Genomic DNA, 20,840 nt, shown 5'->3' on the forward strand with positions numbered 1-20,840 from the left:
GCTCACGCGGGCTGTACTGCGGCTGCCTGTGCGCTCCGCTCGTCGAGCACGAAGGCGGGGTCGACCTGGGCGGCCAGGTCGGCGCCCGTCTTCTCGTTGCCCCAGCTCTCCGCGTTCTTCAAGTGGAAGTGCACCATCTGACGCGTGTAGCGCTCCCAGTCGCGCTGCTCGTACGAGTCCTCCGCGGCGTTCTGCAGAGCCTGCAGGGCCATCCGGTTGTCCGCCTCCAGAAGTTCGAAGCGGGCCGGACGTCCCTTCTCCATCGCCCGGACCCAGTCGGAGTGGCCGACCGTGACCAGCAAGTCGTCGCCGACCTCGGCCCGCAGGAAGTCCAGGTCGTCCTGGCCTTGCACCTTGTTGCCCACGACCTTCAGGGCGACCCCGAAGTCCCGCGCGTACTCCTTGTACTGGCGGTAGACCGAAACGCCCTTTCGGGTCGGTTCGGCTACCAGGAACGTCATGTCGAAGCGGGTGAACATGCCCGACGCGAACGAATCCGAACCCGCGGTCATGTCGACGACCACGTAGTCTTCGGGGCCGTCGACAAGGTGGTTGAGGCAGAGCTCGACCGCGCCGACCTTGGAGTGGTAGCACGCCACCCCGAGATCCGACTCGGTGAACGGTCCGGTGGCCATCAGCCGGATGTCCCCGTCGTCGAGCCCGACCGTGCGGGCGCACGCGTCGTAGACCGGGTTGTCCTCGCGGACCCGCAGCAGTCGCGAGCCCTCGCCGGGCGGAGTCGTCTTGATCATTGTCTCCACCGAGGCAATGCGGGGGTTGCTGCCTCGCAGATATTCCTTGATCAGGGGCAGGTGCGCACCCATGGCGGGCAGTGCTGCGGCCTCCTTCTCGTCGAGGCCGAGCGCGGCCCCGAGGTGCTGGTTGATGTCGGCGTCCACCGCGACGACATGGGCTTCGTTGGCGGCAAGGTGGCGAATGAAGAGCGAGGACAGCGTGGTCTTGCCGCTGCCGCCCTTCCCCACGAAAGCGATCTTCATGTTCACCTAGGGTAGCGGTGCAACTGCGCTGCGCAGTCACACTTCGTGAAGAAGGCCACTCCGGGGTGGTAAGGCCGCGGGGGGCGCGTAGCCTCGCTACTTATGAGTACGACTGCCTCAGATCCGCTCGCCGCCCTGGGCGCCCTGCCGGGTGTCTCCGATGCGGTGGACTCCGTACGCAAGGCCGTCGACCGGGTCTACGGCCACCGCGTCATGCGGCGCCGCAGTAACGAGATCACCGCGGAGGCGGCGCTCCGCGGCGCCCGCGGCTCCGCCGCACTCTCCGGCGCCGACTGGAACCTGGAGGAGGTGCGCCGGCGCACCGACTTCAGCGGCGACGAGGAGTCGCAGGTGATCGGTGCCGCCCTGCGGCTGACCGCGGAGGCGGGCCAACTGCTCTCGATCTGGCGGCAGTCGCCGCTGCGGGTCCTTGCCCGGCTGCACCTCGTGGCGGCAGGCGGGGCCGCGCCCGACGACACTGTCGGCCGCCCGCGGCTGGCCGGTGAACCGGTCGACGAGCCGCTCATCGAAGCGCCGCTGCCCGATGCCGACGAGGTCGCCGGCCGGCTGGAGGGGCTCTCCGGATTGATCCTTTCGGGGAGTGCGGCGCCCGCGCTGGTGACGGCTGCGGTCGTGCACGGCGAACTGCTGGCGCTGCGTCCCTTCGGCTCGTACAACGGCCTTGTCGCGCGGACCGCCGAGCGGATCGTCCTGATCGGGAGCGGGCTCGACCCGAAAGCGATCTGCCCCGCCGAGGTCGGTCACGCCGAGCAGGGGAGGGCGGCGTACGTCGCGGCGTTCGAGGGGTATCGGTCGGGAACGCCGGATGGGATGTCCACCTGGATCGCTCACTGCGGGCGCGCGGTGGAGCTGGGAGTCAGGGAGTCGACGGCGGTCTGCGAAGCGCTTCAGCGCGGAGCCGCGTGACGGTCCACGGAGCTGCCGGCGCGCACCTCAACTGGCGGGTCGGTCAATCCTGTTGCGCTTCGTCAGCTTCACTGCCCGATAAAAGGGTTGCGGCGGTACCGTCCTCGGTACCGCCGCTGGCACGTCCACCCAGTTACCATGCGTCCTCGAAAATTGCCCATCAGGTCGGGAACTCAGCCCGTTCCCTGGTGCGGCTGGCCCGTAATCGACGGGTCGACGTCGCGTGGGTGCTGGGTATTCATGCTCGGTCCGTGGGGCCTTCTCTGCGTTATCAGGTAATCCTTTCGGATGTCCTTGGTCTCGCGGGCCGTTGAGTCCTTTGTACTCCAGAGTCAGGGTAAGCGGTAGTGCTGGCCGCACTTCTTTACTTTTGCGTTCAAATACGGGCGAGCCGGGCGGGTGGTTGGGGGTGGAATCCGGACGCCGCGGCGGGTGTCGGACGTGAGTGGCCGGCACCCCGGCCCACGTCCCGGAACAGCGGCCGAGGGCGCGTTCGGGTGTGGGCCGGGCTCGGGGACCGGGCCGGGTGCACGAGGTCAGCCGGATGCTGTGGTCGTGCGCCGGCGCGAGGTGTACCAGACCAGCCCCGCTGTGACGGCCGCCGCGCCCACCGCCGCCGCGGCGACGAGTGCCGGGCGCGCCGGCATGGAGAAGGCGGGCAGCCGCTGCTTGAGTCGGACCGGGCGGTTGAAGACGAGAATCGGCCACTCCCGGAGCGTCGCCTCGCGCCGCAGTGCGCGGTCCGGATTGACCGCGTGCGGGTGGCCCACGGACTCCAGCATCGGTACATCGGTCGCGGAATCGCTGTATGCGTAGCACCGCGAGAGGTCGTACCCCTCGGACACGGCGAGCGCCTTGACCGCCTCGGCCTTCGTCGGCCCGTATGCGTAGTACTGCACCTCACCGGTGAAACAGCCGTCGTCGCCGACGACCATCCGGGTGGCGACGACCCGGTCGGCGCCCAGCAACTCGCCGATCGGCTCGACGACCTCGGCGCCCGAGGTGGAAACGATGACCACATCGCGTCCGGCGGTGTGATGCTCCTCGATGAGGGTCGCTGCCTCGTCGTAGATGAGCGGGTCGATCAGATCGTGCAGGGTCTCGGCGACGATTTCCTTCACCTGCTGGACGTTCCAGCCCTTGCAGAGCGCGGAGAGATATTCGCGCATCCGCTCCATCTGGTCGTGATCTGCGCCCCCGGCGAGGAACACGAACTGTGCGTACGCGGTGCGCAGTACGGCACGGCGGTTGATCAGTCCGCCTTGGTAGAAGGACTTGCTGAAGGTCAGAGTCGATGACTTCGCAATGACCGTCTTGTCCAGGTCGAAGAAGGCTGCTGTGCGCGGCAAGGAGTGGTTTTCCACAAGGCAGAGCATAGGGGCCCACCATTCGGCGTAAACTCCGGTGCACGGGTTTGCCTGAGAAGGCTCTCGGGTACACCATGGAAGTCACGGATCGTTCGCGACCGTGCTAACCCGGTCCGACTCCTCCCCCCCCCGAGTCGGCCGTGGGGACGACCCCCGCTCTCCCCCCCGGCGGGGGTCGTCGCATGTCCGGGCGCGTTTCTACCGCCCGGAATCAAGCATTCTGTCCCCCTTCCCGGCCGCGACGGCCTGTCTTTTCGGCCCTCCTGCATACCTCTCTGTCGTCACAGTGTGTAACGGAAGTGCTGCTCTCCGGAAGTCGCCGGTTTGGGTGACCGAGATATTCACAACGGTGGAGTTGTCCACAGTTTTAGAGCAAGATCCACACGATTTTCCGAAGCGCTGCACGGTGATTCCACCCGTGAAGTCCGCGGGTTCCGGTTATCGCCGATCTCGGAACGCTCCGAGATCGCTGCGAAACCGCGGTGAAGGTGCAGTGAGAAGGGGGCGGAGATCGTGGCTGAATCCATCGCACGGGATCGTCTGCAGCTCGTCGGAGAACGCCGGGGCGGACCGTTGATCGTGACCGAGGATGTGGAACTGCTCGACGATCTGCTGCGGCTGTGCGCGGCCGCCGGCGCGGAGCCCGAGGTGCATCACACGCTGCCCGAAGGCAGAGGCGGCTGGGAGCAGGCTCCGATGGTCCTGGTGGGCGACGATGCGGCTCCGCGATGCCGCGGAGCGCTGCGCAGACAGGGCGTGATGCTCGTCGGGCACGACCAGGACGCGCCGGATGTCTGGCGGCAGGCCGTCGAGATCGGGGCCGAATATGTCCTGCGGCTGCCCGATGCGGAGAGCTGGCTCGTCGATCAGATCGCCAATGCGGCGGAGGGGGTGGGGCGGCCCGCTCTCACCGTCGGGGTGATCGGCGGGCGGGGCGGCGCCGGCGCGTCCACGCTTGCTTGTGCTCTCGCCGTGACCGCGGCCAGGGCCGGGCGGCGGACGATGCTGATCGACGGTGATCCGCTGGGCGGTGGCATCGATGTGTTGCTCGGAGGCGAGCGGGCCGAGGGAATGAGGTGGCCGGATTTCGCCCATTCCAAAGGGAGGGTTGGCGGTGGTGCCCTGGAGGAGTCGCTACCCGCACTGCACGGGCTGCGGGTGCTCAGCTGGGGGCGTGACGACTGGGTGGTCATCCCACCGCAGGCCATGGAGGCGGTGCTGGCGGCCGCCCGCAGGCTCGGCGGGGTGGTGGTCGTCGATCTGCCGCGCCGGGTCGACGAGTCGGTGGCGAAGGCGCTGGCACAGCTGGACCTCGGGCTGCTCGTGGTCCCCGGTGAACTGCGGGCGGTCGCGGCGGCAAAACGCGTGGCGTCGATGGCCGGGATGGTCCTGGGCGACCTGCGGGTGGTGGCACGCGGCCCCTACGCGTCGGGGCTGGACGAGCGCTGGGTGGCGCAGGCGCTCGACTTGCCGCTCGCCGGTGAACTCCCGCTGGAACCAGGCTTGCTGGCGGCTCAGGACGACGGAGCGCCGCCCGGCTCCAGTGCCCGCGGGCCGCTCGCCAGATTCTGTACGGCGTTCTGGGAGCGGGCGCTTGCTGGTGGAGTCGGCGCGGGCCCCGACGGGGAAGGTGCATCATGACCGACGGGCTCCTCGATGCCGTGCGGCAGCGGCTTGCGCAGAGCGGCGCCGCACCGACCCCGGCCGGAGTGGCAGCCGCGCTGCGCGCCCAGGGAAGGCTTCTCGGTGATGCCGAAGTCCTCGGCGCGGCAGAGGAGTTGCGCGGCGAACTTGTCGGTACGGGAGTTCTGGAACCGCTGCTCGCCGATCCGGCGGTGACGGATGTGCTGGTCTCCGCACCGGACCGGGTGTGGATGGACCGGGGCAGTGGGCTCGAACTCACCGGGGTGACCTTCCGCGACGCTCCGGCGGTGCGCAGGCTGGCGCAGCGGCTCGCGGCGGTGGCGGGACGGCGGCTGGACGATGCGCGGCCCTGGGTGGACGCGCGGCTTCCGGACGGGACCCGGATGCATGCGGTCCTGCCGCCGGTGGCCGTGGGTTCCACCTGTCTGTCGCTGCGGGTGGTGCGCCCCCGGGCCTTCTCGCTGGCGGAGTTGGTCGCGGCGGGCACCGTACCGCCGGGTGGTGACCGGGTGCTGCGGGCGCTGGTCGAGGCCCGGGTCTCGTACCTGATCAGTGGCGGGACGGGGGCGGGGAAGACCACGTTGCTGTCGAGTTTGCTGGGTGCCGTCGGGGAGCGGGAGCGGATCGTGCTCGCCGAGGACTCGGCGGAGCTGCGCCCGGACCATCCACATGTGGTGCGGTTGGAGTCACGCCCTGCCAACCAGGAGGGTGCCGGACGGGTGACTCTGCGGGACCTGGTGCGGCAGGCGCTTCGGATGCGGCCCGACCGCCTGGTGGTCGGGGAGGTGCGGGGCGCCGAGGTCACCGAACTGCTCGCTGCGCTGAACACCGGCCATGAGGGTGGCTGCGGGACGGTTCACGCCAACGCTGCCGAGCATGTCCCGGCGCGGCTGGAGGCGTTGGGAACAGCAGCCGGTCTTGACCGCGTGGCGCTGCACAGTCAGCTGGCGGCGGCACTGTCGGTGGTGATCCATCTCGTACGGGACCGGGCCGGGATACGCCGGATCGCCGAGGTGCATGTGCTGGAGCGGGATGCGGCCGGACTGGTGGTGACCGTCCCGGCGCTGCGGTGGGGAGCCGACGGCTTTGTCCACGAGCGGGGCCGGGAGCGGCTGTGGTCTCTGATCGGGGGTGTGCTGTGACCGGTGGCACGGCGGTGGGGGCGCCGGAGTGCGCGACGTATGCGTCGGCCGTGTGTGCGGGGGCCGCGGCCTGGCTGATGGTGGGGCGGGGCCGAGGAACGCGGCGGGCGCGGGCGTTGTTCGTCGGCTCGGTGCTGGAGCCGGAGCCGCTGATCGGCCGGGACCGGGTCCGGCTGTGGTGCGCGGGGATGTTCCGGGAGCGGCGGGAGTGGCTGTGTCTTCCGGCGGCGTTGCTTCTCGCTGTGCTGGGCGAGTCCCTGCTGCCGGTGGTCGCGGGGGCGCTGGCGGTACCGCTGGTGCGGCGAGGGCTTCGGAAGCGGGCCGGGCGGCAGGAGCGGGAGCGCCGGGCGGATGCCGTGGTGGCGCTGTGCGGTGCGGTGGTGGGCGAACTGCGGGCCGGGCACGAGCCGGGGCAGGCACTGCTGGTGGCGGTGCGTGGCACGGGGGCGATGGGTGCGGCGGAAGCCGCGGTGTCGGCCGCGGCGCGGTTCGGTGGCGATGTGCCGGGGGCGCTCGGACAGGCGGCGCGCGAACCCGGGCTGGAGGGGCTCGCCGGGGTGGCGGCCTGCTGGCGGGTGGCGGTCGACGGCGGGGCGGGGCTGGTAGCCGGTCTGGACCGCCTGGAGGGCGCACTGCGGGCCGAGCGGCGCCGGCGGGAGGAATTGCGGGCGCAGTTGGCGGGGGCCTGGTCGACGGTGGCCGTGCTGGCGCTGCTGCCGGTGCTCGGTCTGGGGCTGGGGGCGGCGCTCGGGGCCGACCCGTTGGGGGTGCTCCTGCACAGTCCGGCCGGGCTGGTCTGCCTGTTGGCGGGCGGGCTGCTGGAGACGGCCGGTCTCTGCTGGGCCGGCCGGATCGTACGGGCGGGGGAGGGGCCATGAGCGAAGGGGCCGGCGTGGTGGTGCACATCGTCTGCGGGCCGGTTCCGGTGGCGGTCGCCCTGGGCGCGGTCGGATACCTGGCCGTCTGCCTGGCCGGGCGGAGGCGGTGTCGTGTGGTGCGTCGCCGGGGCGCGGTACTGCTGGCGGTCGACGCCGGGAGGCGACGGCGCAAGCGGCCGGTGTCCGGGGCTCGGGTGAAGAACTGGGCCGTGCTGCTGGGCGCCGCGGCGACGGGCTGGTTCCTCGTCGGTGGTCCGTGGGGGTGCGCGGTCGGACTGGTGGCGGCGTACGGCACATGGCGGTGGCAGCAGACGCGGCATCGGCGCAGACCTGCCGTTTCCGCTGCGGAAGCTGCGGAGACCGAATGCCGGCTCCCATTGGCGGCCGACCTGTTGGCGGCGTGCATTTCCGCCGGAGCCGGCCCCAGAGAAGCGGCCGAGGCGGTGGGGGAGTCGCTGGGCGGTCCGGTCGGGGAACGACTGGCGCGGACGGCGGTTGAGATCCGGCTGGGCGGCGAACCTGCCGTGTCCTGGGGGAGGTTCGGCGAGATACCGGGCGCCGGTGCGCTGGCCCGCTGTCTGGACCGGGCGGGTTCGACCGGGGCTCCGGCAGCGGAACCGGTCGCCCGGCTGGCCGAGGCGATGCGGGCGCAGCGGTCGAGCGAGGCCGTGGCGCGCGCCCAGCGGGCCGGCGTACTGATCACAGCTCCGGTGGGGCTCTGCTTTCTGCCCGCCTTCCTGGCGGTCGGTGTGGCACCGGTGGTCATCGGCCTGGCGAACGGACTCCTGCAAGGCCGATGAACAAAAGCATTGAATGAGTGACCGAGCGGAAAAAAGAAAACTTCTGGGGGTTGACATGACAGGGCAAATCAAGCGCATCAGGGGCTGGGCACGGGGTGTGGCGCGCCGAGTCCGGACGGACCGCGGGATGACGACGTCCGAGTATGCGGTGGGGACGATCGCCGCCTGCGCGCTGGCGGCGGTGCTCTACAAGGTGGTCACGAGTCCGCCGGTCATGGCGGCACTGCAGTCGATTCTCACGGACGCCCTCGATGCCAAGGTCTGAGAGGCGTTCGGGGCGCGGAGTCGGGGACCGCGAAGGGGGAGGAGGAGACCGGGGTGCGGTGACGGCGGAGGCGGCCATGGTGATCCCGGTGCTGGTGTTGTTCGCCCTGGCTCTCCTCTGGGCGCTGATGGCCGCCTCTGCCCAGATCCGGTGTGTGGATGCGGCAAGGGCCGGGGCGCGGGCGGCAGCCCGGTCCGAGCCCGAGGCGCAGGTGCTGGCCGTCGCCCGTTCGGTGGCACCCGACCGGGCGCGTGTGGAGGTGGAACGGGCCGGGGAGCTGTGGCGGGTACGGGTGGCGGCGCCGACGCCCGGACCGGGTGCGCTGGCCCTGACGCTGAGAGCGGACGCGGCAGCGATGGCCGAGGACACGCTGGGGGCGGAGCCGTGACGGGGGCGATCGGGGCGGTGCCCCTGCGACGGAAGCGACGGGTGCGACTGACCTCGTGGGTGAGGCGGGTTCGACGAGCGCTGCGGGTGGTGGGTTCGCGCGGGTGGGGGGAGGGGCGTGACCGGGGGGTGGCGACGGTGTGGGTGACGGTGACCACGGCAGCGCTGTGCGCGGTGTTCGCGGCTGTGCTTGCGCTCGGCCAGGTGGTGGTCGCTCGGCACCGGGCCGGCGGGGCGGCGGACCTGGCGGCCCTGGCAGCCGCCGACCGGGCCCTGCGCGGGGCCGAGGTGGCGTGCAGGGCGGCCGCGGAGGTGGCCGAGGCGCAGGGTGCGGCGGTGGTGCGGTGCGCCGTGCGGGGGGAGATCGCCGATGTGACGGCCCGGGTGCGGTTCGGGCCGTACACACCCGAGGTCAGGTCCCGGGCGGGCCCTCCGACGGGCGGTCCCGGTCCGCTTCCGGGCTCGGCGGCTCCCCCGCCTGCTCCGGGTCCGCCGGGGCGGAGCGGAGGAGCTCGGTGAGGAGGCGTACGGCCCCCCGCTTGTGCAGCGGGTCGTTGCCGTTGCCGCACTTGGGGGACTGGATGCACGACGGGCAGCCTGCCTCGCACTCGCAGGACGCGATGGCCTGGCGGGTGGCGGTGAGCCAGCTGCGGGCGGTGTGGAAGGCCCGCTCGGCGAATCCGGCGCCGCCCGGATGGCCGTCGTACACGAAGACCGTCGGCAGCAGGGTGTCCGGATGGAGGGGTACGGAGACGCCGCCGATGTCCCAGCGGTCGCAGGTGGCGAACAGGGGCAGCAGCCCGATCGACGCGTGTTCGGCTGCATGCAGGGCGCCACCGAGGATCTCCGGGTTGATGCGGGCGGCGTCCAGCTGGTCCTGGGTGACCGTCCACCACACCGCGCGGGTGCGCAGCGTGCGGGGCGGCAGATCGAGCTTGGTCTCGCCGAGGACCTCGCCGGTGATCAGTTTGCGACGCAGGAAGGAGACGACCTGGTTGGTGACCTCCACGGAGCCGTAGCAGAGCCTTCCGTCACCCCAGGGGACCTCCGTATCGCTCTCCAGGACGGTGATGGAGGTGGTGTCACGGGCGGTCGTCGAGTACGGCGGACCGGCCTCCTCGACCAGCGCCACCGAGTCCTCCAGATCCAGTTTCCGGACCAGATAGGTGCGGCCCTGGTGGAGGTGGACAGCTCCTTCGTGGACGGTGGTGTGCGCGGCCGACTCGTCGACGGTGCCCAGCAGCCGGCCGGTGCCCTCCTCGACGATCTGGACCGGGCGGCCGCCCTCGCCACGGATGTCGGTGAGATCGGCGGCCCGCTCGCGCCGGGTCCAGTGCCAGCCCGACGCTCGCTTGCGGAGCAGCTTCGCGGCCTCCAGCTGCGGCAGCAGCTCGGCCACGGCCGGCCCGAACAGCTCCAGGTCGCTCTCGGTGAGCGGAAGCTCCGCGGCGGCAGCGCACAGATGAGGGGCGAGGACGTACGGGTTGTCCGGGTCCAGAACGGTCGACTCCACGGGCTGCTGGAACAGAGCCTCAGGGTGGTGGACGAGGAAGGTGTCCAGCGGGTCGTCGCGGGCCACCAGGATGGCCAGGGCGCCCTGGCCGGAGCGCCCGGCGCGGCCCGCCTGCTGCCACAGCGACGCCCTGGTGCCGGGGTAACCGGCGATGACGACGGCATCGAGGCCCGAGACGTCGATACCGAGTTCGAGGGCGGTGGTGGCGGCGAGACCGAGCAGCCGGCCGGAGTGCAGGGCGCGCTCGAGGGCGCGGCGTTCCTCGGGGAGGTAGCCCCCGCGGTAGGCGGCGACCCGGGCGGGCAGCGAGCTGTCCACCTCCGCGAGGCGTTCCTTGGCGATGACGGAGATGAGTTCGGCGCCGCGCCGGGAGCGCACGAAGGCGACCGAGCGGACGCCCTGGACGGTCAGGTCGGTGAGGAGGTCGGCGGTCTCGGCGGTGGCCGTACGGCGTACGGGGGCGCCCTTCTCGCCGTGCAGCTCGGTCAGCGGTGGCTCCCACAGGGCGAAGACCATCTCGCCGCGGGGCGAGGCGTCGTCGGCGACCTCTATGACCGGGAGGCCGGTGAGGCGGCCTGCGGCGACCGAGGGCTGCGCGGCGGTCGCCGAGGCGAGCAGGAAGACCGGATCGGCTCCGTAGCGGACGCACAGGCGGCGGAGTCGGCGCACCACCTGGGCGACATGGGAGCCGAAGACGCCGCGATAGGTGTGGCACTCGTCGATGACGACATAGCGCAGGGCGCGCAGGAAGGAGGACCAGCGCGGATGGGACGGGAGGATCCCGCGGTGCAGCATGTCGGGGTTGGTCAGGACGTAGTTGGCGTACTGACGTACCCATTCGCGTTCCTCGACCGGAGTGTCGCCGTCGTAGACCGCGGGCCTGACCGCGTTGCCGAGCGGCGCCGCGAGGTCCTTGACCGAACGCCGCTGATCGGCGGCGAGCGCCTTGGTGGGGGCCAGGTACAGGGCGGTCGCGCCACGGCCGTTGGGGGCCTCCGAGCCGTCGAGCAGGGTGCTGAGAACCGGGGCCAGATAGGCGAGCGACTTGCCGGAGGCGGTTCCGGTGGCGATCACGACGGATTCGCCGTCCAGGGCGTGCTCCGCGGCGGCCGCCTGGTGTGCCCACGGGTGGTCGATACCGGCCTTCTGGACAGCGGCGATCACTTCCGGCCGGATGCGATCGGGCCAGATGGCATGGGCACCCGTCCGTGGGGGCAAGTGCTCCGTATGAGTGATGCGCGCGGACCGGCCCGCCGCTGCGGCGAGCCGGTCGAGGACCATGGCGGGAGAGGGGTGGGAGTCCCTGCTCTCGGGTGGTCGACTGGGGCGGTGATTCTTGGCCATCGGCACCGAGTGTGTCACCGCCGTGACGGACAATGGTCTCAAGGCGTCGTGCATGGCTGCTGGTAAGTGATTGAATGCCATCGCGGCTGGCGATCCGTCCCCTGGCTCCGTCGGGGAGACCGAGGGGCGACCGCTCGATAGCAAGGTGCTGGAGGATCCGTGGACCTGTCCTTGTCGACTCGCAATGTGTCCGGCCCTGGTGGCGACCGTACGGTCGTCGAGGTCGGTGGCGAGATTGATGTGTATACCGCGCCCAAGCTGCGCGAGCAGTTGGTCGAGTTGGTGAATGACGGCAGCTACCACCTGGTTGTCGACATGGAAGGCGTCGACTTCCTCGACTCCACCGGCCTCGGCGTGCTCGTGGGCGGCCTGAAGCGCGTCCGGGCCCATGAGGGCTCACTGCGCCTGGTCTGCAACCAGGAGCGCATTCTCAAGATCTTCCGGATTACTGGTCTGACCAAGGTGTTCCCGATCCACACCACGGTCGACGAGGCTGTCGCGGCCACCGACTGACGGCTGACCGCCTGCTTTCGGATCGGCCGGCAGCCGGTCGGTCCGGCAGTCGGTCGGGCCGGCAGTCGGTCGGGCCGGCAGTCGGTCGGTCCGGTGCACAGCCGGGCCGGACTGCGGCCCGTTCGGCGGACGGCTGGTTCGGTGGAAGTCGTGGTGCCGGGTCATCGGCATGCCGGCAGCCGGGCCGGGCCGTCGGCTGCGACACGCCCGGCAGCGGACGGTCGGCCATCGGTGCGGACGCCTTTCGGGCGTCGACGGGGTGACCCGTCGGCGGGTCGGTGGGCCGACTGCCGTCGGTCGCATGTCGGCTGTCGGGGCCGGTGGCTCTTCCGGCTTCCGGAGGAAGAGAGCGGGGATACCGGGCACTGCGCCCGGGTCCCTGAGATGCACGCCCGTACGTCTGAGGGGGATCGCATGGCCACTGTTGAACTCCGCTTCAGCGCCCAGCCCGAACACGTCAGGACGGCCCGCCTCGTGGCGGCCGCTGTGGCGCGCCGGGCCGGGGTCGACGAGGCAGTGCTCGACGAGGTCCGACTCGCCGTCGGCGAGGCCTGCAGCCGCGCCGTAGGGCTGCACCGCAACCACGGAATCACCGCTCCGGTCAAGGTCGTCCTGACCGAGGAGGAGAAGTCCTTCTCCATCGAGGTCGGCGACGAGGTGCCCGGCCCCGGCGGTGAGGCCGAGGCAGCCGAGGCGTCCGGCGCGACGCCCGGCCAACCGGATACCGAGACCGACGCCGACAGCGAGGACGAGATGGGGCTCGCGGTCATCAGCGGCCTCGTCGACGATGTGGAAGTCAGATCGGGAACCGACGGCGGAGTGATCCGCATGAGCTGGCCGAAGACGCCCGCAACACTGCATCCCTGAGGCGCCGGAGGCGTCACAGCGGGGCCGGCCCGTCGCGGCGCCGCCCCGATCCGTAACTCCTGATCCACTCTCCGAGGCCCTGCCGAGCAGGGCCTTTTTTCATTCCTGCTTGATCAGCGATCTACGGACAATGCTTCTGCCCCATTACTGCATTCGGAGCAATCCGAGGGTGCGATCATTTACCGATCGGCGGGTAAAGGCGATTTACATTTACCGCGGACTGTTTTGATCAGGTTCTGCTCCTTACAATCCGTCCACGTCTTGAGCGCTGAGCGTCAAGGAGGACGTATGGCGGGCTTCATCAACACACCACTGGCAGAACTGCCCGAAGTTTCCGCACTTTCCGACCGACCCACCTCTCTCGCGGCCGCGGTACTCACCGATGACAACCGCGTCATCGTGATCGTCATCGCGATCGTCGCCGTCGCCGCACTGATCGTCGCCCGACTGCTGGTCCGCCAGGTGCTGGCGGCCGGTGAGGGCACCGACCGCATGAAGGAGATCGCGGCAGCCGTCCAGGAAGGCGCGAACGCCTATCTGGCCCGGCAGCTGCGCACTGTCGGCGTCTTTGCTGTCGTGGTCTTCTTCCTGCTTCTGCTGCTTCCGGCCGACAACTGGTCGCAGCGCGCCGGCCGGTCGCTGTTCTTCCTGGTGGGTGCGCTTTTCTCGGCGACCACCGGATACATCGGCATGCGTCTGGCCGTCCGAAGCAATGTGCGAGTGGCCGCCGCCGCGCGTGAGGCGACTCCGGCGGAAGGCGAACCGGAAAAAGATCTCACCGACGTATCGCACCGGGCGATGAAGATTGCTTTCCGCACGGGCGGCGTGGTCGGCATGATCACGGTGGGACTCGGGCTGTTCGGCGCCTCGTGCGTGGTTCTCGTCTATGCCGCCGACGCGCCCAAGGTGCTCGAGGGCTTCGGGCTCGGTGCCGCGCTCATCGCCATGTTCATGAGGGTCGGTGGCGGCATCTTCACCAAGGCCGCCGATGTGGGCGCCGACCTCGTGGGCAAGGTCGAGCAGGGCATCCCTGAGGACGACCCGCGCAACGCAGCCACCATTGCCGACAACGTGGGCGACAACGTCGGCGACTGCGCGGGCATGGCGGCCGACCTGTTCGAGTCGTACGCCGTGACGCTCGTCGCCGCGCTCATCCTCGGCAAGGCCGCTTTCGGAGACTCCGGACTGGCCTTTCCCCTGATCGTGCCGGCGATCGGCGTGGTCACCGCGATGATCGGCATCTTCGCGGTCGCTCCGCGGCGCGCCGACCGCAGCGGGATGACGGCCATCAACCGAGGCTTCTTCATCTCCGCGGTGATCTCGCTCGTCCTGGTGGGGGTGGCCGTCTTCGTCTACCTCCCGTCCTCGTACGCCGACCTGGACGGCGTCACCGACAGCGCGATCACAACGCACAGCGGTGACCCCCGGGTCTTCGCCCTGGTCGCCGTCGCCATCGGTATCGTGCTGGCCGCGCTGATCCAGCAGCTCACCGGCTACTTCACCGAGACCGGCCGGCGCCCCGTCCAGGACATCGGCAAGTCCTCCCTGACCGGCCCGGCCACCGTCGTGCTCGCCGGGATCTCCATCGGTCTGGAGTCCGCCGTCTACACCGCGCTGCTGATCGGCCTCGGCGTCTACGGGGCGTTCCTGCTCGGCGGTACGTCGATCATGCTGGCGCTCTTCGCGGTGGCCCTCGCCGGGACCGGGCTGCTCACCACCGTCGGGGTCATCGTCGCCATGGACACCTTCGGACCGGTCTCCGACAACGCGCAGGGCATCGCCGAGATGTCCGGCGACGTCACGGGCGCCGGTGCCCAGGTCCTCACCGACCTGGACGCCGTCGGCAACACCACCAAGGCCATCACCAAAGGCATCGCCATCGCCACCGCCGTGCTGGCGGCGTCGGCGCTCTTCGGCTCGTACCGCGACGCGATCGCCACGGCGGTCGACGACGTGGGTGCCAAGGCCGGGGAAATGACCCTCAGCCTCGACATCTCGCAGCCCAACAACCTGGTGGGGCTGATCCTCGGGGCCGCGGTCGTCTTCCTGTTCTCCGGCCTGGCCATCAACGCGGTGTCCCGGTCCGCCGGATCCGTGGTCTACGAGGTGCGGCGGCAGTTCCGCGAGCACCCCGGGATCATGGATTACACCGAGAAGCCGGAGTACGGGCGCGTCGTCGACATCTGCACCAAGGACGCCCTGCGTGAGCTCGCCACGCCCGGGCTGCTCGCGGTGCTGGCGCCGATCGCGGTGGGCTTCACCCTCGGTGTCGGGGCGCTCGGTTCGTACCTCGCGGGCGCGATCGGCACCGGGACGCTGATGGCGGTCTTCCTCGCCAACTCCGGAGGCGCGTGGGACAACGCCAAGAAGCTCGTCGAGGACGGTCATCACGGCGGCAAGGGCAGCGAGGCCCACGCCGCCACCGTGATCGGCGACACAGTCGGCGATCCGTTCAAGGACACTGCGGGACCGGCGATCAACCCGCTGCTCAAGGTGATGAACCTGGTGGCGCTGCTCATCGCGCCGGCGGTGGTGCAGTTCAGCTACGGGGCGGACGCGAGCGCGGGCGTGCGGGCGATGGTGGCGGTGCTCGCCCTGGCCGTCATCGTCGGCGCGGTCTATGTCTCCAAGCGTCGCGGGATCGCCGTGGGCGACAAGGACGACTCCGACGACGACGGCGGCGGCGCGACTGCCAAGTCGACCGACCCGGCTGCCGTTTCATGAGGCGGGTGCAGGGAAGGGGGCGACAGCTCCCGGGCTGTTCCCGATCAACCCGGGGCAGTACCTGATCAAGCAAGGGCATGACCTGGTCAAGGAACGGGTGGACGGTGCATCCCGATGCGCTGCCCACCCGTTTGCCGTTCGCCTGCTGCGCGCGTTCACCCGTTCGCGCGTGAGTTGTATCTCCCTCATTTCCCTTGGTGCAAATGGCTACAAAAGGTCATCCATCGGACGACCGGCACCCGGATGGAGGTCATTTGGCGTGTAAGTTCCGGGGCCGAGAGCCTTGGAAGGGACCGATCCGGTGAACAAGAAGCTTGCAGCCGCACTGTCCGGCGGTGCGGTACTGGTACTTACGCTGTCGGGCTGCAGCGACGACAGCGGCAGCGACAACAAGGTCAACGACTGGGCCAAGAAGGTCTGTGACCAGGTCAAGCCCCAGCTGCAGAAGATCGCGAACGCCAACGCCGCCATCCAGCAGCAGACCGCAGACAACAGCAAGCCCGCCGATGTCCAGAAGACGGACTCGGCCGCCTTCCAGCAGATCTCGCAGGCGTACAAGGCGCTGGGCACAGCTGTGGACTCGGCGGGTGCACCGCCGGTCGACAACGGCGCGACCACGCACAAGGAGGCCGTGAAGGAGCTCAACGCCTCCTCGGCCGCTTACGCGGAACTGCAGAAGAAGGTCGACGCGCTCGACATCAAGGACCAGGCGAAGTTCGCCGACGGCCTGAAGGGCATCGCCGACGAGCTGAACAAGATCAGCACCAATGGTGACCAGGCGCTGAAGAAGCTCCAGTCCGGCAAGGTCGGCATCGCGATGGCCAAGCAGCCGGGCTGCCAGAAGCCGACGGCTTCGGTCCCGCCGGCCGCCACGCCGTCGAAGACCCCCGAGAAGTCGGCTTCCGCGTCGCCCAGCAAGAAGCCCTGACAACGGCGGTACGACCGGCCCGGCAGCTCCGATGCTGCCGGGCCGCTGCCGTTGTCGGTGGGAGCGGCCACAATGGGCGGGTGAGTACGACCAGTCTCCCCGCGCCCGACCGTTCGCCCCGGCTCCGCGAAGCCCTGCTTGCCGCCGCCTTCACCGCCGACGGGCTCCTCGACCTGCTCGGCGCGCCCGCCTATGCCGCGCTCGCCCGCAGCGAGACGGTTCCGGCACTGCGGGCCACCCGTGGCGACTCCCCGCTCGACACGCTGGTGCGGCTCTTCCTGCTTCAGCGCCCCGTCCCGTACGAGCGGGCCCGCGCCGCGCTCCCGCTGGACGAGTGCGTCGAGGACGGCTGGGTGATCCGCGCGGGCGAGGAGGTGCGGGCCGCCGTCGATGTGCGGCCGTACAGCGGGCCCGAGGGGCAGGACTGGTTCATCGTCTCCGACCTGGGCTGTGCGGTCGGCGGCGCGGGTGGCATCGGTTCGCACGAAGAGGGGGTGGTCCTCGGCGTCGGTGGGGCGTCGTCCACACTCGCCGGGATCACCGTCCGTACGCCGGTCGCCTCCGCGCTCGATCTCGGTACGGGCTCCGGCATCCAGGCGTTGCACGCCGCGCAGCACGCCATCCGGGTCACGGCCACGGACCTCAACCCCCGTGCCCTCGCCTTCGCCCGGCTGACCCTTGCCCTGTCCGGTGCCGCCCCGGCCGATCTGCGCGAGGGTTCGCTCTTCGAGCCGGTCGGCACCGAGACGTACGACCTCATCGTGTCGAATCCGCCGTTCGTCATCTCGCCGGGCGCCCGTCTCACGTACCGCGACGGCGGCATGGGCGGCGACGACCTGTGCCGGACGCTGGTGCAGCAGGCCGGCGACCGGCTGAACGAGGGGGGATACGCGCACTTCCTCGCCAACTGGCAGCACGTCGAGGGAGAGGAGTGGCAGGACCGGCTGCGCTCCTGGGTGCCGCGTGACTGCGATGCCTGGGTCGTCCAGCGCGAAGTGCAGGACATCACGCAGTACGCCGAGCTGTGGCTGCGCGACAGCGGCGACCACCGTACGGACCCCGCGGAGTACGCCGCACGGTACGACGCCTGGCTGGACGAGTTCGAGGCCCGCAAGACGAAGGGCGTCGGCTTCGGCTGGATCACGCTCCGGAAGTCCGCGGCCGCGGCCGACGGGAATCCGTCGGTCGTGATCGAGGAGTGGCCGCATCCGGTGGAACAGCCGCTCGGCGCGGTCGTGAAGGACCATTTCGCGCGCCAGGACTATCTGCGGACGCACGATGACGCGGCGCTGCTCGCCGACCACTTCACGCTCGCTCCGGAAGTGATGCAGGAGCAGGTCGGACTGCCGGGCGCGGAGGACCCCGAGCATGTGGTGCTGCGTCAGAACCGCGGCATGCGGCGCGCGACGAAGGTCGACGCGGTCGGTGCCGGTTTCGCGGGCGTCTGCGACGGGACGCTGCCCGCGGGCCGGATCCTGGACGCGATCGCCCAGTTGATGAACGAGGACCCGGTGCTGCTGCGCGACCGTACCCCGCAGGCGATCCGACTGCTGGTGGAGGAAGGGTTCCTGGAGCCGGTGGGGGAGGCCTGATGAGCGCGGAGCGGACGGTGACCGCCGGGTGATCCAGATTGAGCTGGACGAGGCGGCGCTCGGCGCGACCCGGATCGCCATCAGCCCGCTGTGGGACGCTTTCTGCAGCCTGCATCTGGCCAAGCCGCACCGTAAGCCCTCCTGGCCGTACGAGAAGTGGGTCGGGCGGGCCCGTGAAGTGCTGCGCGAGGACGACCGGACCGCGGCGCTGCGGCTGCTGACCGACGGCCCGCTGAGCTTCCCGGACTTCCTGCTCCCCCGGCCGGTCGGTGCCTCGTCCGTAGAGACGGAGCTGGACATCATCAGGGCCACGCCGCCCGAGGTCGTACGGGTCGGGGTCGAGGAGCACTATCCGGGACTCGAGGACCATCCGCGCATCCGGCCCTACCTGGCGGATCCGGAGGCGGCCTGCGCCGCGCTCGCGGATTCCTACGCCGCGTACTGGGAAGGGGCGATGGAGCCGCACTGGCCGACCGTGCGGCGCCTCGTCGAGGACGAAGTCCTCATCCGCGCCCGGACGTTCGCCACCGAAGGCATCGACGCGCTCTTCACCGGGCTGGAGGCGCGGGCCCGGTGGACGCCGCCGATCCTTGAGCTGACCAAGCACATCGACGCCGAGTACCGGGCGGGCGAGCGGCGGCTCCTGCTGGTACCGCTCGTCTTCGCCGAGGGCTGCCGGCTCTACTCCACCGACGATCCCGAGGTCATCGCCGTCTCTTTCCAGGCCCGCGGCGCGGGCGCGCTCCGCGAACCCGCCGGGGCCGGACCGGAAGCCACCGACCGGCTCGGTGTGCTGCTCGGACGGGGCCGGGCATCGGTGCTGCGCCAGCTCGGCGGGCCGCTCACCACGGCCGGGATAGCCGACAGGCTCGGGCTCGCGCAGAGCACGGTCTCGGAGCACCTGTCCGTCCTCGCCGACGCGGACGTCGTCACCCGCCACCGGGTCGGGCGCAGCGTCTATTACCAGCTCACGGACACCGGCCGGGCGCTGCTCGCGCTGCTCTCGGGCGAGGACGTGCTGCGCGCCGTGTCCTGACCGGGACCGGGGCGTGAGCGACGATTCGGCCGCCCCCGAATTGATGGCCGGTGCGGTACGGGCAGGCCTAGCGTCCCCGTCATGCTTGCGATCGAGGCGAAGAATCTCCGCCGCACCTACAGCAGCCGCACCGGCTTTCTGCGCCCCCGCCGTACCGTGACCGAAGCCGTGCGCGGCGTCAGCTTCGAGGTGGCGCGCGGCGAGCTGTTCGGACTGCTCGGCCCCAACGGAGCGGGCAAGACGACCACCATCAAGATGCTCAACACCCTGCTGCTGCCCACCTCCGGCACGGCCCGGGTCCTCGGCCACGACGTGGCGTCGGACCCGGTCGCCGTACGACGCAGGATCGGTTACGTCTTCGGTGGCGACCGGGGCCTGTACGACCGGCTCTCCGCCCTCGACAACCTGCGCTACTTCGCCGAGCTGTACGGGGTCGAACCGCGCGACCAGAGGCGCATGATCGCCGAACTCCTCGATCTGGTCGGTCTGACCGGCCGGGAGAAGGAACGCGTCGAGGGCTACTCGCGCGGGATGCGGCAACGCCTGCACATCGCCCGTGGCCTGCTGCACAAGCCCGACGTCCTCTTCCTCGACGAGCCGTCCATCGGCGTCGACCCGGTGGCGGCGCGCGATCTGCGCCGTACCGTCGCCGATCTGCGGACCGGTGGCACCACCGTCCTGCTCACCACCCATTACATGGCCGAGGCCGATGAGTTGTGCGACCGGATCGCGGTGATCGCGGGTGGCACGATCCAGGCGCTCGGCACCCCGGACCGGCTCAAGTCCCGGGTCCAGGAGCGCGACATCCTGGAGATCGAGGCATACGGAGCGGCCGACGAGCACCTCGACCGCATCCGGGAACTCCCCGGGGTACGCGGAGTGGCTGCCGAGGAGCGCGGCAGCCGGCAGGCCGTCATGGTGCAGATGGAGCGGGGCGCCGATCTGCACTCACGGGTCCTGGCCGCGCTCGACGGGATCCGGATCGGACGCGTCGTCACGCGCGAACCCACCCTGGAGGACGCGTACATCGCGATCGTCGAGGAGTCGGAGAGTGGTGCGGATCGTGGACCCGGGGCCGCGGCGGCCGACCGGTCCGAGGAGGTCGTGGCATGACCACGATGACGACCGTGCCCCGGATTCTGCGCCTGACCGTCGTCGGCGTACGTACCCATGTCTCGTACATGAGCCGCTCACCGCTCGAAATCACCTTCGCCGTTCTCGTTCCCCTCGTGTACGCGACCCTCGCCGTCTACCTCTTCCGTGCCGCGGACGACCCCGACCGTCTGCTGACGGCTGCCGTCGGAGCGGGGCTGATGGGCATCTGGTCCTCGGTGCTCTTCGGATCGGGCGGAGCCGTACAGAACCAGCGCTGGCTCGGCACCCTGGAGACGCTGGTCAGCTCGCCCACGCCGCTCCCCCTCGTCCTTCTGCCCATCACGCTCGCCACGGCCGTCATCGGCACGTACGCCATGGGTGCGACCGTGATCTGGGGCGCTGTGCTCTTCGACGTGCCCCTCGACTTCGCCCACCCGGTGTTGTTCCTGGTGGCCGTACCGGTGTGCGTCCTGTCGCTCGGGATGATGGGACTGCTCCTCGCCGCCACGTTCGTGCTGCTGCGCAACGCCAACGCCCTCGCCAACCCGCTGGACGCGCCCGTGTGGCTGCTGTCCGGGATGCTCGTGCCCATCACCGTGCTGCCGGACTGGACGCGTCCGGTCTCCTGGGCGCTGCCCACCACGTGGGGCTCTCGGGCCGTGCACGCGGCGACCTCCGGCGGCTCGTCCGCCGGTGAGGTGCTGGCCCCGATGGCCGTGGCCCTCACCCTCGGCCTGTTCTACGCGCTGATCGCCGTGCTGGTCCTGGGGCGGGTCGAACACCGCGCACGGGCCGCGGCGACGCTCTCCCTCGCCTGAAG

Annotated in this window: 19 protein-coding genes; 16 read left to right on the plus strand and 3 right to left on the minus strand. The window is 70.6% G+C overall.

The genetic code is table 11. The features are described from left to right. Positions 1 to 2: 2 nt before the first annotated feature. Complete coding sequence (locus tag OG395_RS29580; RefSeq protein ID WP_327245641.1) at positions 3 to 998, minus strand: ATP-binding protein; 996 nt, start codon at positions 996 to 998, stop codon at positions 3 to 5. A gap of 102 nt (positions 999 to 1,100) precedes the next feature. Here OG395_RS29580 and OG395_RS29585 point away from each other — a divergent pair, with 102 nt between their 5' ends. After that, positions 1,101 to 1,925: an oxidoreductase gene (locus tag OG395_RS29585; RefSeq protein ID WP_327245642.1), complete on the plus strand. Its 825-nt coding sequence runs from the start codon at positions 1,101 to 1,103 to the stop codon at positions 1,923 to 1,925. 536 nt (positions 1,926 to 2,461) lie between these two features. Here OG395_RS29585 and OG395_RS29590 read toward each other — a convergent pair. Beyond that, on the minus strand, positions 2,462 to 3,301 hold the full coding sequence (locus OG395_RS29590; RefSeq protein ID WP_327245643.1) for an HAD family hydrolase: 840 nt from the start codon (positions 3,299 to 3,301) through the stop codon (positions 2,462 to 2,464). Positions 3,302 to 3,805: 504 nt separating this feature from the next. Between OG395_RS29590 and ssd the strand changes: the two genes are divergently transcribed. From ssd to OG395_RS29625, 7 genes are all read left to right on the plus strand, one after another. Continuing rightward, positions 3,806 to 4,933: a septum site-determining protein Ssd gene (gene ssd, locus OG395_RS29595; RefSeq protein WP_442818613.1), complete on the plus strand. Its 1,128-nt coding sequence runs from the start codon at positions 3,806 to 3,808 to the stop codon at positions 4,931 to 4,933. Beyond that, entirely contained in the window at positions 4,930 to 6,078 is a 1,149-nt protein-coding gene (locus OG395_RS29600) for a TadA family conjugal transfer-associated ATPase (RefSeq protein WP_327245644.1), read from the plus strand. Before ssd ends, OG395_RS29600 begins: the two co-directional genes overlap by 4 nt. Then, a complete protein-coding gene (locus OG395_RS29605; RefSeq protein WP_442818614.1) occupies positions 6,075 to 6,956 on the plus strand; it encodes a type II secretion system F family protein in 882 nt (293 codons plus the stop codon). The genes OG395_RS29600 and OG395_RS29605 overlap by 4 nt, the downstream gene beginning before the upstream one ends. Further along, positions 6,953 to 7,756, plus strand: coding sequence for a type II secretion system F family protein (locus OG395_RS29610; RefSeq protein WP_327245645.1), 804 nt, complete (start codon positions 6,953 to 6,955; stop codon positions 7,754 to 7,756). The genes OG395_RS29605 and OG395_RS29610 overlap by 4 nt, the downstream gene beginning before the upstream one ends. 55 nt (positions 7,757 to 7,811) lie before the next feature. Next, positions 7,812 to 8,021, plus strand: a complete 210-nt coding sequence (locus tag OG395_RS29615) for a DUF4244 domain-containing protein (RefSeq protein WP_327245646.1) — start codon at positions 7,812 to 7,814, stop codon at positions 8,019 to 8,021. Next, on the plus strand, positions 8,008 to 8,409 hold the full coding sequence (locus tag OG395_RS29620) for a TadE family type IV pilus minor pilin (protein WP_327245647.1): 402 nt from the start codon (positions 8,008 to 8,010) through the stop codon (positions 8,407 to 8,409). The genes OG395_RS29615 and OG395_RS29620 overlap by 14 nt, the downstream gene beginning before the upstream one ends. Before the next feature lie 137 nt (positions 8,410 to 8,546). Next, positions 8,547 to 8,927 (plus strand): Rv3654c family TadE-like protein, encoded by a 381-nt coding sequence (locus OG395_RS29625; protein ID WP_442818774.1) that lies wholly within the window; start codon positions 8,547 to 8,549, stop codon positions 8,925 to 8,927. Here the strand turns inward: OG395_RS29625 and OG395_RS29630 are convergent. After that, positions 8,821 to 11,346 (minus strand): DEAD/DEAH box helicase, encoded by a 2,526-nt coding sequence (locus OG395_RS29630; RefSeq protein WP_327245648.1) that lies wholly within the window; start codon positions 11,344 to 11,346, stop codon positions 8,821 to 8,823. The genes OG395_RS29625 and OG395_RS29630 overlap by 107 nt on opposite strands. A gap of 78 nt (positions 11,347 to 11,424) precedes the next feature. Here OG395_RS29630 and OG395_RS29635 point away from each other — a divergent pair, with 78 nt between their 5' ends. The 8 genes from OG395_RS29635 (at position 11,425) to OG395_RS29670 (ending at position 20,838) form a co-directional block, all read left to right on the plus strand. Then, positions 11,425 to 11,778, plus strand: coding sequence for an STAS domain-containing protein (locus OG395_RS29635; protein WP_003967428.1), 354 nt, complete (start codon positions 11,425 to 11,427; stop codon positions 11,776 to 11,778). A gap of 414 nt (positions 11,779 to 12,192) precedes the next feature. Continuing rightward, positions 12,193 to 12,645 carry an ATP-binding protein gene (locus OG395_RS29640; protein WP_327245649.1) on the plus strand — a complete coding sequence of 151 codons (453 nt, stop codon included), beginning with the start codon at positions 12,193 to 12,195 and terminating at the stop codon, positions 12,643 to 12,645. Positions 12,646 to 12,933: 288 nt separating this feature from the next. Then, positions 12,934 to 15,369, plus strand: coding sequence for a sodium-translocating pyrophosphatase (locus tag OG395_RS29645; protein WP_327245650.1), 2,436 nt, complete (start codon positions 12,934 to 12,936; stop codon positions 15,367 to 15,369). A gap of 301 nt (positions 15,370 to 15,670) precedes the next feature. After that, on the plus strand, positions 15,671 to 16,297 hold the full coding sequence (locus OG395_RS29650; protein WP_327245651.1) for a small secreted protein: 627 nt from the start codon (positions 15,671 to 15,673) through the stop codon (positions 16,295 to 16,297). An 80-nt stretch (positions 16,298 to 16,377) separates the two neighbouring features. Continuing rightward, positions 16,378 to 17,889 carry a class I SAM-dependent methyltransferase gene (locus tag OG395_RS29655; protein WP_327245652.1) on the plus strand — a complete coding sequence of 504 codons (1,512 nt, stop codon included), beginning with the start codon at positions 16,378 to 16,380 and terminating at the stop codon, positions 17,887 to 17,889. A gap of 28 nt (positions 17,890 to 17,917) precedes the next feature. Then, complete coding sequence (locus tag OG395_RS29660; protein WP_327245653.1) at positions 17,918 to 18,925, plus strand: ArsR/SmtB family transcription factor; 1,008 nt, start codon at positions 17,918 to 17,920, stop codon at positions 18,923 to 18,925. Positions 18,926 to 19,006: 81 nt separating this feature from the next. Next, positions 19,007 to 20,038, plus strand: a complete 1,032-nt coding sequence (locus OG395_RS29665; RefSeq protein ID WP_327245654.1) for an ABC transporter ATP-binding protein — start codon at positions 19,007 to 19,009, stop codon at positions 20,036 to 20,038. Beyond that, complete coding sequence (locus OG395_RS29670) at positions 20,035 to 20,838, plus strand: ABC transporter permease (RefSeq protein ID WP_327245655.1); 804 nt, start codon at positions 20,035 to 20,037, stop codon at positions 20,836 to 20,838. The genes OG395_RS29665 and OG395_RS29670 overlap by 4 nt, the downstream gene beginning before the upstream one ends. The last annotated feature ends 2 nt before the right edge of the window (positions 20,839 to 20,840 follow it).

Source organism: Streptomyces sp. NBC_01320 (assembly GCF_035974375.1).
In the GTDB taxonomy this organism is placed as follows: Bacteria; Actinomycetota; Actinomycetes; order Streptomycetales; family Streptomycetaceae; genus Streptomyces; species Streptomyces yanii.